Origin of the sequence: Streptomyces sp. CBMA156 (assembly GCF_014596515.1) — a bacterium.
Taxonomy (GTDB): Bacteria; Actinomycetota; Actinomycetes; order Streptomycetales; family Streptomycetaceae; genus Kitasatospora.
The window spans coordinates 1-15754 of the sequence record NZ_MSJQ01000212.1 but is presented as its reverse complement, the minus strand read 5'-3'; the positions used below and the strand labels follow the sequence as shown (position 1 = coordinate 15754).

Annotated in this window: 8 protein-coding genes and 1 pseudogene; 2 read left to right on the top strand and 7 right to left on the bottom strand. The window is 74.6% G+C overall.

Annotation, left to right across the window (positions count from 1 at the left end):
• Positions 1-227, top strand: a pseudogene (locus tag BU198_RS17470) (hypothetical protein); the annotation flags it as partial.
• Positions 228-244: 17 nt separating this feature from the next.
• Here the strand turns inward: BU198_RS17470 and BU198_RS17465 are convergent.
• From BU198_RS17465 to BU198_RS17450, 4 genes are all read right to left on the bottom strand, one after another.
• Positions 245-1453, bottom strand: a complete 1209-nt coding sequence (locus tag BU198_RS17465) for a PP2C family protein-serine/threonine phosphatase (RefSeq protein WP_188297781.1) — start codon at positions 1451-1453, stop codon at positions 245-247.
• Between the two features lie 189 nt (positions 1454-1642).
• The gene (locus tag BU198_RS17460) at positions 1643-4960 is read right to left on the bottom strand and encodes a UvrD-helicase domain-containing protein (protein WP_188297780.1); all 3318 of its coding nucleotides are present in this window, start codon (positions 4958-4960) and stop codon (positions 1643-1645) included.
• Between the two features lie 124 nt (positions 4961-5084).
• Positions 5085-8519, bottom strand: a complete 3435-nt coding sequence (locus BU198_RS17455; RefSeq protein WP_188297783.1) for an ATP-dependent DNA helicase — start codon at positions 8517-8519, stop codon at positions 5085-5087.
• 113 nt (positions 8520-8632) lie between these two features.
• Positions 8633-8986: an MGMT family protein gene (locus tag BU198_RS17450; RefSeq protein WP_188297779.1), complete on the bottom strand. Its 354-nt coding sequence runs from the start codon at positions 8984-8986 to the stop codon at positions 8633-8635.
• 135 nt (positions 8987-9121) lie between these two features.
• Between BU198_RS17450 and BU198_RS17445 the strand changes: the two genes are divergently transcribed.
• Complete coding sequence (locus BU198_RS17445) at positions 9122-11884, top strand: lysylphosphatidylglycerol synthase transmembrane domain-containing protein (protein WP_223244536.1); 2763 nt, start codon at positions 9122-9124, stop codon at positions 11882-11884.
• A 91-nt stretch (positions 11885-11975) separates the two neighbouring features.
• Here BU198_RS17445 and moeZ read toward each other — a convergent pair whose 3' ends face one another.
• From moeZ to BU198_RS17430, 3 genes are all read right to left on the bottom strand, one after another.
• Entirely contained in the window at positions 11976-13154 is a 1179-nt protein-coding gene (gene moeZ, locus BU198_RS17440) for an adenylyltransferase/sulfurtransferase MoeZ (protein ID WP_188297778.1), read from the bottom strand.
• 227 nt (positions 13155-13381) lie between these two features.
• A complete protein-coding gene (locus BU198_RS17435) occupies positions 13382-14416 on the bottom strand; it encodes an NAD-dependent epimerase/dehydratase family protein (RefSeq protein WP_188297777.1) in 1035 nt (344 codons plus the stop codon).
• Positions 14417-15289: 873 nt separating this feature from the next.
• A partial coding sequence (locus tag BU198_RS17430; protein ID WP_188297776.1) for an alpha/beta fold hydrolase occupies positions 15290-15754 on the bottom strand: 465 nt, incomplete at its 5' end.

The window sequence follows — 15754 nt, the reverse complement described above, 5'->3', positions numbered from 1 at the left end:
GTCCGGCCCTGGCCGAGCCGCGCCGGCGCCGGGTGCGCGAGCCGCGTGCCCGTCTCCAGGGCTGGTACGACCTGGCGCGCACGCCGACCTACCCCTCGCACCGGCCCGCGGTGCAGTTCGACCACGTGCTGGCGATCGGCGTGCCGCGCACGGCGGTCGGCCCGACGGCGGCGCCGCGGGCGACGGTGTCGGACCACCGCCCGCTGCTGGTCGAGGTGTCCCTGTAGCGGTGCCCGGCAGCCGCCTACCGGCGGGTCAGGACCCCGGCCTGCTGCGGGAGGTGGACCCCCACCGCGTGCGGGTCCCCCGGCCCGAGGGCGGGCGGGGGGTCGAACTGGAGCAGCAGCATGGCCGCGTCGTCGCCGAGCTGGCGTCCGACGTGGCGCACCACGTCCTCGTGCAGGCGCTGCAGGACCTCGGCCGGGCGGCCGGCGGCGCAGCGCGGGAAGCGCTCGGCGAGCGGGTAGAAGACGCCCGCGCGGTCGCGGGCCTCGATCACCCCGTCGGTGAACAGCAGCACCCGGTCCTCGCCCTGGAGCAGCACCCGGTGCACCGGCGGGCGGACGTCGGCCGGATCGAGGACGCCCAGCGGCGGTACGGTCTCGGCGAGTTCGAGCGGGTGGACCTCCTCGCCGCGCAGCAGCAGCGGGGCGGGGTGGCCGCAGTTGACGATCTCCGCGGCGCCGTCGGGGCCGACGCCGATCAGCACCAGGGTGACGAACTCCTCCTCCACGCCCGGGTGGTCGTTCTCGTGCAGGGCGCGGTCGAGGCTGACGGCCAGCCAGCCCGCCACCCGGTCGAGGGCGGGCTCCTGGTGGGCGGCCTCGCGGAAGGCGCCGAGCACGGCGGCGGCCGTCTCCACCGCGCCGAGGCCCTTGCCGCGCACGTCGCCGACCACGGCCCGCACCCCGTGGCGGGTGTTGACCACTTCGTAGAGGTCGCCGCCGATCCGGGCGTGCGCGGCGGCGGCCTCGTAGTGGACGGCGGTCCGGACGGTGCCGACCCGCTCGGGGACGGGCCTCAGCAGCACCCGGCGGGCGATCGAGGCGACCAGCTGGGCGTCGGCCAGCGCCCGTTCCTGGCGCAGCCTCAGGGTGGCGCTGACCCAGCCGATCGTGGCCACGAGCAGGATCGCGAAGACACTGGCGGCGTGCACGGACTCGCCGAGCGTGTCACTGCGGATGGCCATCAGGAAGGCCGCGGCCTCGGTGCCGAGGCCGATGGCGAGCGGGTACCAGGTTCGGCGGCTGACCACGGCGGCCAGCGCGGGCACGGCGGTGAGGGCCGGTTCGACCGTCACCTCGGTGCCACTGAGGTAGTCGAGGGCGACGATCAGCACCATGCCGATGAACGGCAGCGACAGCGCCGTCCTCGGCCAGGTGCCGGTCGCGCGCGGAGCGGGCCCCTGGGTCGGCCCGGCGAACCGCTCTCTGATCCATCCGGTCGCGCTCAACTTCGGTTTCTCCAGCAGAAGACGCCGATGCCGGGGGCACCTGCGGTGATGACTGAGGGTAGGGAATGCGGGCCTCGCTGGCGGCCGGAGTTCGGGGGTTGACCGGTTACCGACCCCACAATAGGCGCGAAACGTGCACGACGCACAGGTTTCGGGCACTGGCATGATGACTTGGATGCTCTGCGTGACTCAATAGTCACTGTTCCCGATCAGGAGCCGTTCCAACTCTTTTCGGTCGGGAAGTCCTGCGGGACGGACGATCCGGCCACTGCGGACGTACAGGAACGAAGCCGCGACCTGCTCGGGATCCACGCCCGCGTGCTCGGCCCAGGCCAGCCGGTAGACCGCGAGCTGCAACGGGTCGGCGGTCTCCTCCCGGTGGGTCTTCCAGTCCACCACTTCGTAGCGTGACGCACCACCGGATTCCGACAACGCGTCATCTTCCCGGTAGACGGCGTCGATCCGGCCCCGCACCACCCGGCCCGCCAGCACCAGCTGGAACGGCACCTCCACCCGGTGGGGCTTGCGCTGCGCGTACGGGGTGCGCAGGAACGCCTCCTTGAGCCGCTCCAGGTCCTGCTCGTCCTCGATGCCGTCGTCGTCGGCGCCGGGCAGCGCGCCCGGTTCGATCAGCAGCAGCGGCTCGATCCTGGACTGCACCCAGGCGTGGAAGCGGGTGCCGCGCCGGGCCGCGGGCTGCGGGGGGCGCGGCATCGGGCGGGCCAGGTCGTGGGCGAAGCCGTCCGGGTCGGCGGCCAGCCGCAGCAGCTGGGTGGCGGACAGCGCGGCGGGCAGCGGCACCTCGCGCCCGGTGCGCCGGGATCGCTCCAACTCGCCCAGCAGCGCGGTCAGATCGCGGTCCCAGGAGGCCACCTGGCGCTGGTCCTCGGGGGCCATCGGCTCGGGCTCGGGGGCCGTCGATCCGGGAGCCGCCGACCCGGGGGCCATCGACTCGGGCCCGGGAACCGCCGAACCGGGGGCCGTCGGCCCGGCCTCGCCGCCCTGGGCCGGAGGGCCCGCCGGAGTTCCGGCGAGCCGGCGGCGCACCACCTCGGCGACCCGGCGGCGGGCGTGCTGGGCGGCCGGGTCCAGCGGCAGCGGCCAGGGGCGCTCGACGGGGGACGCCAGCGCCGGGTTCTCGGCCCCCTTCTCCGGCTGCTCGGCCCAGCGCTCGATCTCGCCCGCGCCGGGCCGCTCGCAGTGCTCGCGCAGCTGCTCCAGGAAGGCGGACGGACCGCGGGCGGTCTTCTGGCTCGGCCCCCACCAGTGCCCGGAGGCCAGCAGCAGCGACCTGGGCCGGGTGAACGCCACGTAGCCCAGCCGCAGTTCCTCGACGCCGGAGTGGTCGGCCAGCGCCTTCCTGAACGCCGTCATCGACTTCCCGTTCCACTCCCCGCGCACGTCCGGGAGGGTGTCCGCGTCCCCGCGCAGGGCGTGCGGGAGCACGCGCTTGGTGCTCGTCCAGCGTTCGCGCGGGCTCGACGAAGGAAACGCGCCCCGTACCAGGCCGGGGACGGCCACCACGTCCCACTCCAGGCCCTTGGACTTGTGCGCGGTGAGCACCTTCACGGTGTCCTCGCCGCCGGGCAGGCTGCTGTCCAGGCCGCGCTCGTACTGCTGGGCGGCGCGCAGGAAGCCGAGGAAGGCGGCCAGGCCGGGGTCGCCGTCGAGATCGGAGAAGGAGGCGGCGACGTCCAGGAAGGCGTGCAGGGTCTCCCGCCGCCGGGCGGCCAGGGCCTGCGGGGAGGCCGTGAGTTCGACCTCCAGGCCGGTGACGGACAGCACCCGGTGCAGCACGTCCATCAGCGGGTCGGCGAGTGAGCGGCGCAGCTCGCGCAGCTCGGCGGCGAGCCGGGCGAAGCGCACCCGCGCCTCGGCGGAGAACGGCAGCTCGTCCGGCTGGTCGCCGTCGAGGAAGGTCTCCACCGCGTCGGCCAGCGACACCACCTCGGTCGGGTCGGCCTCGGCGACCGCGGCGGCCAGCGCCTCGACGCCCTCGGCCCGGTCGGTGCGCACGAGTTCGGCGGCCCTGCGGCCGAGCAGCGCGAGGTCGCGCGGGCCGATCCGCCAGCGCGGGCCGATCAGGAGCCGCACCAGCGCGGCGTTGGCGGTCGGGTCCTGCAACACCTCGCAGACCGCCACCAGATCGGCTACCTCGGGCAGTTGCAGCAGCCCGCCGAGGCCCACCACCTCGACCGGCACCTCGCGGGCGACCAGCGCGGCGTGGATGTCGGGGAAGGCGGCGCCGCCGCGGCACAGCACGGCGATCCGGCCCGGCGCGGTGCCGGTGCGCACCAGGTGGGCGATCGAGTCGGCCAGCCAGTCGATCTCCTCGGCGTGGGTGGGCAGCAGCGCCGCCCGGACGAAGCCGTCCTGCTCGGCGCCGGGGGCGGGGCGCAGCGCCTCGACGCCCTCGTGCATCTCGCGCAGCGGGGCGGCGAGCACGTTGGCGAAGGCGAGCAGCCGGCCGCCGCTGCGGCGGTTCTCGCTGAGCGCGTAGCGGCCGGCGGGCCGGCCGTCGGCCTTCGGGAAGTGCCGGGGGAACTCGTCGAGGTTGGCCACCGAGGCGCCGCGCCAGCCGTAGATCGCCTGGCAGGGATCACCGACGGCGGTCACCGGGTGGCCGCTGCCGGTGCCGTCGGGGCCGGCGCCGAAGAGTCCGGCGAGCATCAGCCGCTGGGCGACCGAGGTGTCCTGGTACTCGTCGAGCAGCACCACCTTGAACTGGCCGCGCAGCAGTTCGCCGACCTCCGGGCGCTGCTGGGCCAGGCGGGCGGCGGCGGCGATCTGGTCGCCGAAGTCCATCAACCCGGCGGAGCGCTTGCGGCGCCGGTAGTCCTCGACCAGGCGCAGCAGTTCCAGCCGGGCCCTGGCGGTGGCCGGGACGGCCCGCAGGTCGTCGTTGGTCAGCTTGACGGTGGCGAGGGTGTCCAGCAGCCGTTCGTCGAACTCGCGCAGGGTCTGCGGCTCGACCAGGTGCTCGGCGAGTTCGCCGTCCAGGGCGGTCAGGTCGGCGACCAGGTTGGCGAAGGTGCCGGTGAGCGCGGGGAACGGGCCGCGGGCGGTGCGCAGCACCTTGGCGGCGAGCTGGAAGCGGGTGGCGTCGGCGAGCAGCCGGACGTCCGGTTCGATGCCGATCCGCAGGCCGTGTTCCTTGAGGAGGCGGCCGGCGAAGGCGTGGTAGGTGGAGATCTCCGGGTCGCCGAGCGGCTCGGCGGCGTCCCGGTCGACGGCCCCGGCCCTCAGGAGGGAGGCACGCACCCGCTCGGAGAGCTCCCCGGCGGCCTTGTTGGTGAAGGTGAGGCCGAGCACCTCCTCGGGCCGCACCGCGCCGGAGCCGACCAGCCAGACCACCCGGGCGGCCATCACGGTGGTCTTGCCGGAGCCGGCGCCGGCCACGATCACGGCCGGTTCCAGGGGGGCGCCGACGGCCGCCATCTGCTCCCGGTTGAACGGGATCCCCAGCAGCTCCTTGAGCTGGTCGGGATGGCTGAGCACGGCGGTCACTCCGCAACCGTAACCGGAGTGGCGGACAATCCTCATCCGACCGCTTCGGGCGCAGACGGCCGACCGGCTCGGGCACCGTCACTCGACCGCTTCGGGCCCCGTCACCCGTGCGCTCCGGGCACCGTCACTCGACCAGCTGGGCGCCGTCGCGCTGGGCGGAGCAGCTGCGGCGGAAGGAGCAGCGGTCGCAGCCGCCGCCGGTCTGCGGGACGAAGCGCTCGGCGAGGACCTTCCCCGCCGCCTCGGCGAGCAGGTTCTCGATCCACGGCTCGCCCTCGGGCGGCTCCTGCCGCTGGATCCTGGGTGCGTCCTGGGCGGCCTTGGCGGCGGGCTCGCGCAGGTGGACGAGTTCGGCGCCGCCGGTGTCCGGCGGGTGCTCGGTGAAGCCGGGCAGTTCGTTCAGCGCGCCGGCCCGGACGGCGAGCTGGTAGACGGCGAGCTGCTTGTGGTCGGGCAGCGACTTGTCGGTGGGTATCTGCTTGCCGGTCTTGAAGTCGACCACGTAGGCGCGCCCGGCGGCGTCCTTCTCCACCCGGTCCATCGAGCCGCGGATGCGCACCGAGACGCCGCCGACGTCGAGGGTGACGTCGAAGCCGTGCTCGGTGGCGACCAGGTCCCGGCCGCGTTGCAGGACGTGCCAGTTGAGGAAGCGCTCCAGGGCGGCGCGTGCCTCGGTCTTCTCCTGCTGGGACTTCCAGGGCGCGTCGAAGGCCAGCGCGTCCCAGACGGTGTCCAGCCGCTCCATGAGCACGGCGAGGTCGGCGGGGGTGCGGCCGGAGCCGACCTCGTCGGCGAGGGCGTGCACCACGTTGCCGAAGCCCTGGGCGGCCGAGCCCGCGCCGCGCGCCTTGACCTCCTTGTCCAGGAACCACTGGAGGGAGCAGCTCTCCAGCTGCTCCAGGCCGCTGCCGGACAGCCGGACGGGCACGTCGGCGCTGCGCAGCGGTTCGGGGGCGGAGGTCGGGTCGTCCAGGCCCCACCAGCGCTCGGGGTGGGCGGCGGGCACCAGCGGCAGCCCGTCCTCGTCGGCGGCGGCGGCAAGGGTGGCGAGCCGTTCGGCGGCGGCGCGGCGCAGTTCCGGCGAGCGGGCCGGGTCGACGGTGACCGCGCGCAGTTCGGCGACCAGCGCGGCGACCGACAGCGGGCGGCGCGGGCGGTGGGTGACGTCCTCGACGGTGACCGGCGGGGTGCGGCGGACCACCCTTCCGGTCCTGGGGTCGACGTCCTCGCGGTAGAGCTCGCGCAGGAAGCGGGAGGGTTCGTCGCCGTCGTCGGCGGGGGCCTTGACGGCGGTGACGATCAGCCGCTCCTTGGCGCGGGTCGCGGCGACGTAGAAGAGCCGGCGTTCCTCGCCGAGCAGCGCGCCGGGGGAGAGCGGTTCGGCGAGGCCGTCGCGGCCGATCCGGTCGGCCTCCAGCAGGGAGCCGCGGCGGCGCAGGTCGGGCCAGAGGCCGTCCTGGACGCCGGCCACCACGACCAGGCGCCACTCCAGGCCCTTGGAGCGGTGGGCGGTCATCAGCCGCACCGCCTCGGGGCGTACGGTCCGGACGGTGAGGGTGTCGGCGGCGATGTCCTGGGCTTCGAGTTCGGCGAGCAGGTCGAGGGCGCTGCGGTGGCCGGTGACCTGTTCCTCGGCCCGGGCGGCCGTCTCGAACAGCGCGCACAGGGCGTCCAGGTCGCGGTCGGCGTTGCGGCCGGCCGCGCCGCCGCGCAGGGCGGACCGCTCCAGGCGCTCGCGCCAGCGGCGGCTGCCGTCCCACAGCTCCCACAGCGCCTCCTCGGCGGTGCAGCCGCCGGCCAGCAGTTCGCGGACCTTGCGCAGCAGGGTGCCGAGGTCGCGGGCGCGGCGGGCGTACGCGGGGTCGAGGGCGACGAGGCACTCGGGTTCGGCGAGGGCTTCGCGGATCAGCTCGCCGGCCGGGCGCGGGGCGGTGGCGGGGCGGCCGTCGGCGCGCAGCGCGGCGCGTTCCTCCTCGCGCAGGGCGCGGCCGAGGCGGCGCAGGTCGGAGCCGTCCAGGCCGCCGAGCGGGCCGGTGAGCAGGGCGTGTGCCAGGTCGGTGGTGAGCGGATCGGCGGTGAGCGGGTCAGTGGCTTCCGGGTCGGGTGCGTCCGGGTCGGTGACGTCCGGGCCAGTGGTGTCCCGGTCGCCCTGCCTGTCCCGGGCGGCCTGCTGCGACGCCTGCTGGGCGCAGACCCGCAGGGCGAGCAGCAGCTGGGCGACGGCCGGCTCCTCGCGCAGCGGCAGGTCGTCGCCGTCGATCTCCAGCGGGACGCCGGCCGCGCCGAGCGCCCGCCGCACGCCGGGGATGGAGCGGGCGCCGGCCCGGACCAGCACGGCCATCTCGCCCCAGGGCACGCCGTCCTCCAGGTGGGCGCGGCGCAGCAGGTCGGCGATCGAGTCGAGTTCGGCGCCGGGGGTCGGGTAGGTGTAGACCTCGACCTTGCCGCCCTCGCGGGAGGGCAGCAGGGCGCGGTGCTGGGCGAGCTTGTCGGCGGGCAGCCGGCCCATCGGCATCCGGCGGGCGATCTCCCTGGAGGCGGCGAGCAGCACGGCGCCGGAGCGCCGGGAGACCCGCAGCACTTTGACCTCGGCGGGGCTGCCGTCGGCCCGCAGGAAGGTCTGCGGGAAGTCGAGGATGCCGTTGATGTCCGCGCCGCGGAAGGCGTAGATCGACTGGTCGGGGTCGCCGACCGCGACCAGGTCGCGTCCACCGCCGGCCAGCTGGCGCAGCAGCCGGACCTGGGAGGGGTCGGTGTCCTGGTACTCGTCGACGAAGACGACCTCGTAGCGCCGCCGCAGCTGCGCCCCGATCTCGGGGCGTTCGGCGAGCAGCACCGCGCGGTGGACGAGTTCGGCGTAGTCGAGGACGCCGCGCAGGTCGAGCACGTCGAGGTAGTCGGCCAGGAAGTGCGCGGCGGCGGCCCAGTCGGGGCGCTGGACGCCCCGGGCGAAGCGCTCCAGCTCGGCCTCGCCGAGGCCGAGTTCGCGGCTGCGGGCGAGGACGGCGCGGACCTCGTCGGCGAAGCCGCGGGTGGTCAGGCAGGCCCGCAGGTCCAGCGGCCACTGGATGCGGGTGCTGCCGAGCCTGGCGTCCTCGGCGCCGCCGGCCAGCAGTTCGCGGACCATGACGTCCTGCTCGGGGCCGGAGAGCAGCCGCAGCGGCTCGGCGTAGTCCTCCGGGTCCTGGTGGGCGCGCAGCAGGGCGTAGCAGAAGGAGTGGAAGGTGGTGGCCTGCGGGGCGGCGGCGGTCCCGAGCCGGCCGGACATCCGGTCCCGCAGTTCCGTCGCGGCCTTGCGGCTGAAGGTGAGGACGAGGATCTTCTCGGGGTCGGTGCCGTCCTCGATCCGCCGGGCGACCGCCTCGACCAGCGTCGTGGTCTTGCCGGTGCCGGGACCGGCCAGCACCAGCAGCGGCCCGCCGGCGTGCTCGACCACGGCGCGCTGGTAGACGTCCAGCACGGGTGGGCCGGGCTGGACGAGCGGGCTGCGCACGAGCCGGTAGGGGGAGCTCGCGCGCCTGTCGACGGCTCGCTCGCTTCGCTCACTCACGTTGCTGATCCTGGGGTCGGGCTGGGGCACGGCGGGGGCGGACCCGTCGGGCCCGCCCGTATCGAGCCTACGGTCCTGCCCCGTCAATCCCGTCCGGGTGGCACCGATCGGCCGGACGGGGCCTACCGGATCGGCTCGCCGTCCCAGCGGGCCCGCCGGAGGTCGACCCGGGGCGGGTCGGCGAGTTCGCGCAGCGGGGTGCCCTCGTCGCCGTAGTGGTCGAGGGCGCGGTGTTCGTGCCCGGGCAGCAGCCGGCCGTCCGCGCGGATCACCCGCCACCAGGGCACCGAGCCGCCGTACAGGGCCATCACCCGGCCGACCTGCCGGGGGCCGCCCTGGCCCAGGTACTCGGCGACGTCGCCGTAGGTCATCACCCGACCGGGTGGAATCCGCTCGGTCAGGTCGAGCACCAGTTCGGCGAACGGCGGGAGGGTGCCGGGAGGGCCATCGTCTGTTGCGTCCGTCACCTGCGGCATCCTTCCCTACGGGGGCGCGCCCGCGGCCCCGTACGTACGATCCGCCGCGCCCGATCCGGCCCCTGTCCCGCACGGGGGGCCGGGGCATGCCACCATCTTCCGGGGCGGTGAGTGGTGATACGAGGACAAGACCAGATGACCGGGACGGCTGACGTGGGCGTGGACAAGGACTCCGACGAGTCCGCTGCCGCGGTGCCCCCGGCGCCCGGCGGCGGGAACGAAGGCCGCCCCGAACCGGGGCCGACGCCGAAAGTCTCCCTGATCAAGGACCGGACGATCAAGACCCCCACGCCCACGAGGACCCCCGAACAGCCCGGGCCGCCCGCGGCCGAGACGACCCGGCCCCCGGAGCCCGAGACCTCGCAGTCCGAGGACCCGCAGTCCGAAACCCCCCGGCTCCACGAGCCCGACCCGCTGGACGACGCCCCCCACCTGGACGTCGACGAGCCGCTGCTCGCCGCCCGCGCGCACCGCCCGTCCGACCTGATCCGCTTCCTGGCCGGCGTCCTCGGCATCGTCGCCGTCTTCGTCCTGGCCGGCATCGCCACCTCGACCACCACCGGCATCGAGCAGGACATCGCCTCCAACGCGCCGCACTTCTCCGCGGTGCTCTCCACCATCACCGGCCTGGTGTCCAGCGTCACGGTCCTCGCCGTGCCGCTGGCCTTCGCCGTCGAGCGGCTGATCAAACGCGACGGCCTGCGGGTCGCCGACGGTGTGCTCGCCTCGGTGCTCGCGTACGGCGTCTCGCTCGGCATCGACTGGTGGGTGGCCGAAGGCGCCTCCGAACACATCAGGGACGCGCTGACCAGGCTGCCGCTGGACAGCAACGGCACCCTCACCGACCCGGTGCACGGCTACCTCGCCCCGGTGATCGCCTACATGACCGCCGTCGGCATGTCGAGCAGACCGCGCTGGCGGGTCGCCCTGTGGGTGGTGGTGGTCTTCAGCGGGGTCACCGAGCTGCTCGGCGGCTACACCACCCCGCTGTCGCTGCTGCTCACCGTGCTGATCGGCTGGTCCGTCGCCTACGGCACGCTGTACGCGATCGGCTCCCCCAACATCCGGCCCACCGGCCAGCACCTGATGATCGGCCTGCGCAAGGTCGGCTTCACCCCGGCCGGCGCCGTGCGCACCCCCGACGCCCCCGGCGGCACCCGCCGCTACCAGGTCACCCAGCAGGGCGGCCCCCCGCTGGACGTGCACATCATCGACCGCGAGCAGCAGGCCTCCGGCTTCTTCTACCGGGCCTGGCGGCGGCTGCGGCTGCGCTCGGTCGCGGTGCGCCGCAGCCCCCAGTCGCTGCGCCAGGCGCTGGAGCAGGAGGCCCTGATCGCGTACGCGGCGGCCGCCTCCGGTGCCCTCGCACCGCAGCTGGTCGCCACCTCCGAGCTGGGCCCGGACGCCGCGATCCTGGTGTACGAGAACGTCGAGGGCCGCACCCTGGACGAGCTGGCCGACGAGGAGGTCACCGACCCGGTGATGGCCTCGGTCTGGCAGTCGGTGGCCGCCCTGCACGAGCGCCGGATCGCCCACCGCCGGCTGACCGGCGAGTCGCTGCTGGTGGTGGACGAGCGGACCGGATGCCTGGTCAACCTCTCCGGCGGCGACATCGCCGCCACCGACCTGACCCTGCGGATCGACGTCGCCCAGCTGCTCACCACCTTCGCGCTGCGGATCGGCCCGGAGCGCACCGTCGCCGTCGCCAACGCGGTGCTCGGCGCCGAGCGGGTGGCGCAGGCGCTGCCGCTGCTCCAGCCGGTCGGGATGAGCCGCTCCACCAGGGTCGACCTCGCCAAGCTCACCAAGGAGCGCAAGACCGCCGCCCGGGCCAGGGCGCTGGAGCAGGTCGCGGCCGGCGAGCGCACCCAGGAACAGGCCGAGGAGGACATCGCGGCGGCCGGCGAGGACCTGCTGAGCCGCATCCGCGGCCAGATCCTCCAGATCGCCCCCGAGGCCCCGATGGCCCCGGCCAAGCTGGAACGGCTGAAGCCGAAGAGCCTGATCATGGTGATCGCGCTCACCTTCGCCGCCTACCTGGCCCTGACCACCATCAAGCCGGCCCAGCTCAAGCTCTCCCAGATGAACTGGGCCTGGGCCGCGGCCGCCCTGCTCGCCGCCGCCTTCAGCTACGTCGCCGCGGCGATGAGCCTGACCGGCTTCGTGCCCGAGCGGCTGCCGTTCCGGCGCACCGTCGCCGCCCAGCTGGCCGGCTCCTTCGTCAAACTGGTCGCCCCCGCCGCGATCGGCGGCATCGCGCTCAACACCCGCTACCTCCAGAAGGCCGGCATCCGGTCCGGCCAGGCGGTCGCCTCGGTCGGCGCCTCCCAGCTGGCGGGCCTGACCGGGCACCTATTGCTGCTGTTCAGCTTCGGCCTGATCACCGGCAGCCAGACCAACGGCGACCTCTCCGCCTCCCGCGCGGTGATCATCGGCGTGCTGACCGCCGCCGTGCTCGCCCTGGTGGTGGCCGCCGTCGCGCCGCTGCGCCGGTTCGTGCTGGGCCGGCTGCGCTCGCTGTTCTTCGGCGTGGTGCCGCGGATGCTCGACCTGATGCAGACGCCCAGCAAGCTGGTCACCGGCTTCGGCGGCATCCTGCTGCTGACCCTCTCCTTCACCGCCTGCCTGGACTTCTCGGTGCAGGCCTTCGGCGGCGACGTCAGCTTCTCGGCCGTCGCGGTGGTCTTCCTGACCGCCAACGCGGCCGGCTCGGCGATCCCCACCCCCGGCGGCATCGGCCCGGTCGAGGTCGCCCTGATCGGCGCCCTGACCGTCGCGGACGTCTCCCCCACCATCGCCACCCCGGCGGTCTTCCTCTACCGGGCACTCACCTTCTGGCTGCCGGTGCTGCCGGGCTGGATCGCCTACAACGTGCTCCAGCGCAAGAAGGCCCTCTGACCCCGGCTCGACGCAGGAAGGCCCCGGCACCCGGCACCCGGGCAACGGGAAAGGGCCCGCCGGACGGCGGGCCCTTCCACGTGCGGGTCGGTCAGTAGACCGGCTTGTGCGGCTCGATCTGGTTGATCCAGCCGAGCACGCCGCCACCCAGGTGGACGGCGTTGCCGAAGCCGGCGGCCTTGACCACGGCCAGCACCTCGGCCGAGCGCACGCCCGACTTGCAGTGCAGGACGATCTTCCTGTCCTGCGGCAGCTTCTCCAGCGCGTCGCCCATCAGGAACTCGTTCTTCGGGATCAGCACCGCGCCGGGGATGTTGACGATCTCGTACTCGCCGGGCTCGCGGACGTCGATGAGGTAGATGTCCTCCTTGTCGTCCTGCCACTGCTTGAGCTGGTGCGAGGTGATGGTCGAACCGGCGGCGGCGGCCTGCGCCTCCTCCGACACGACGCCGCAGAAGGCCTCGTAGTCGATCAGCTCGGTGACCGTCGGGTTCTCACCGCACACGGCGCAGTTCGGGTCCTTGCGGACCTTCACCTGGCGGTAGTTCATCTCCAGGGCGTCGTAGATCATCAGCCGGCCGAGCAGCGGGTCGCCGATGCCGGCCAGCAGCTTGATCGCCTCGTTGACCTGGATCGAGCCGATGGACGCGCACAGCACGCCCAGCACGCCGCCCTCGGCGCAGGAGGGGACCATGCCCGGCGGCGGGGCCTCCGGGTAGAGGCAGCGGTAGCAGGGGCCGTGCTCGGCCCAGAACACGCTGGCCTGGCCGTCGAAGCGGTAGATCGAGCCCCACACGTACGGCTTGCCGAGCAGCACCGCGGCGTCGTTCACCAGGTAGCGGGTGGCGAAGTTGTCGGTGCCGTCCACGATCAGGTCGTAGCCGGAGAAGATCTCCATGACGTTGGAGTTGTCGAGGCGGTCCTCGTGCAGCACCACGTTGACGTACGGGTTGATCTCCTTGACGGAGTCGCGCGCCGACTCCGCCTTGGAGCGGCCGATGTCCGACTGGCCGTGGATCACCTGGCGCTGGAGGTTCGACTCGTCGACCACGTCGAACTCGACGATGCCCAGCGTGCCGACACCGGCGGCGGCCAGGTAGAGCAGGGCCGGCGAGCCCAGACCACCGGCACCGACGCACAGCACCTTGGCGTTCTTCAGCCGCTTCTGCCCCGCCATTCCCACGTCCGGGATGATCAGGTGGCGGGAGTACCGGCGGACCTCGTCAACGGTGAGCTCGTCGGCCGGCTCGACCAGGGGTGGCAACGACACGGGGACTCCGATGGGTCGTGTTCGGGTGGCCAGGGCCAACCTCGGCGTGGGGTTGTTGCTCCGCCACTGGGTGGCTCTCTAGGCCAACAGTGTCACGCCCCTCCACTATTCCGAGACAGCTCGTCCGGTGGGCGAGACGAGCGGCATCGGATCGTGGAACCGGCGGCGCGGCCGGGGAAAGCGCCCCGAGCCCGTGGTTGACGGGCCCGGGACTCCGCGCGGCGCGCTCACACCCGGCAGGCCGTCTCCAGCCAGACGTCGCCGAGCGACTCCTCCAGCGGCACCTGCGTCCGCCATCCGAGACGGTCCCTGGCGGTGCGCACGTCCGCCTGCCGCCACGGCACCGGCTCGCCCGGCACGGCCCTGCCCTCCGGCCGGTGTCCCTCGGGCCGGTGCCCCGGCAGGTGCTGGCCGGGCTGGTGGTGGCCCGGCTGGTGATGGCCGGGCTGGTGATGGCCCGGCAGGTGGTCGCTGCCCGCCCCGGCGAGCTGCGCGGGCAGCAGGACCTGCCGGTTCTCCTCGACGATGGAGCCCTCGAAGCCCGAGGCCCGCACCAGCAGCTGGGCCGCGTCCCTGGCCCGGACGGCGTGCCCGCTGCCGACGTTGATCACCCCGGTGGCGGCCGACACCGCGGCCGCCTGGATGGCCCGCGCGACGTCCCGCACGTCCACGAAATCCCGGTATCCGGACAGGTCGGGCATCCGCACCTGGCTCTCGTCCCGCTCCAGCGCCCGCCGCAGGCCTTCGGCCAGCCGCCCGAACAGCGAGGCGGTCGGCGCCCCGGGGCCCACCACGTCGAACACCCGCAGCACGGCCGCGTCCAGCCCGGAGGCCAGCACCAGCTCCGTCCCGGCCAGCTTGGACACTCCGTACGGGCCGACCGGGCGCGGCTCGGCCTGCTCGGACACCGGCACCCCGCCGGGCACCGGACCGTACTCGGCGGCCGAGCCGACGTGCACCAGCCTGGCCGGCTCCCGGCTGCGCCGGATGGCCTCGCAGACGGTCGCGACGGCCAGCGTGTTCGACCGGATCAGGGTGCGCGAGCTGCCGTAGGTGGCGCCCGCGCAGTTGATCACCACCTGCGGCGCGACCGCGTCCAGGAACCGGGCCAGCGCGCCCGGGCTCCCCGTGGTCAGGTCGAAGCGGATGTCGGCCGAGTCGCGCCGGCCGAGCACCGTCACCTGCAACTCCTGGTCCATCAGCAGACGATCGGTGACCCGGCGGCCGATGAAGCCGTCGGCGCCCAGCAGCAGCACCCTCATCGGGGGCGTCCTTCCACGAAGCGAGGTCGGGGACGACCTGGCGGACTGAATTCAACGAACGGGACGAGAGCGGGGATCACCCAGCGGATCCCGGGTGGATCGACAGCACGGACGGACGGCACGGACGGACAGCCCGGACGGACCGTACGGACGGCGCTCAGCGGTGCGAGCCGGCCGGTACTCGGCGGGGCGGGCGAACGGGCGCGGCACCGGGCCGGCCTCGCCGCCGCCCCCGCCCCCGGGGAAGGCCGGGTACTGCGAGACCGGTCCCAGGTGGATCGCCCGGAAGACGCCGGCCACCGGCTCCACGGCGAAGCGTTCCTGCGCCCGTAGCCGGCCGGTCGCACCGGCCTCCGCCGGCACGCCCGGCATGCGGACGGACACCCTCGGTGAGCAGGGCAACGCGCACGGGAGACCTCCAGGGCAGAGCGGATTCGCTGGGCGGGATCGCGGTCGGATCGACGGATTTCCGGGCGGCCCCTGCGGTCGTCCGGGGCGCCCCCGAACGACGGCGGGGACGGTCGGACGGGGGGTCCGGTCGGCCCCGGCGGGGGTCGCGGTGCCTCCGGGCGGCCCTCCGGCGGCCCGGTCGCGGACGCCCCGCGTTCCGTTCCCCGGGCGCCCGCTCCGGTGGGCCGGGCCCGGCCCGCCTGGGTCCCTCGGCCGCGACCGCACTCCGGTTCCTCCGGCGGCCGCGGCTCCCCCACACCTGTTCGGTCCGACAGCAGAAAGGTAGGACCGGCCCGGGCCGATCCATCGGTCACATGCCTGCCTGCCACCTGATCGAGTGAACCGCCGTGACCTCCACCACCACCGGGCCGTTGCCGGGCGGTATGCGCGGCCGCCCGCGCGAGCCCGCCGTGGCGCCGGTGCTCAGCCCGTCGTGCCGTTCCGGTCGGCGGTGCCCTCCCGGCCCGCCGCGTCCCCGATCAGCTCCCGCACCGCCCGGGCGACCGCGTCGGGGTGCTCCATCATCGCCACGTGCCCGGACTCCGGCAGCACCAGCAGCCGGGCGTCCGCGAAGGCCGCGCAGGCCCGGCGGGCCGAACGGTAGGAGACCAGCTTGTCGCGCAGCCCGTACACCAGCAGCACCGGCGCCCCGACCTGCTCGGCCTGCCGCCACAGCGCCTGGTCGCCGCGCTCGGTGTACGCCGAGACGATGCCGCGGGCCGAGCCGGCCAGCGCCCGCATCGCGTGCGGCACCTCCAGCCGGCGCCGGTACTCGGCCACCGCCTGGGCCCTGGCCGTCGGGCTCAGGCCGTCCGGGTCGCCGTAGACCAGCCGCAGCAGGTCCGCGGTGGCCGCCTCGGCGTCGCGCCCGCGGACCTGCTGCGGCTG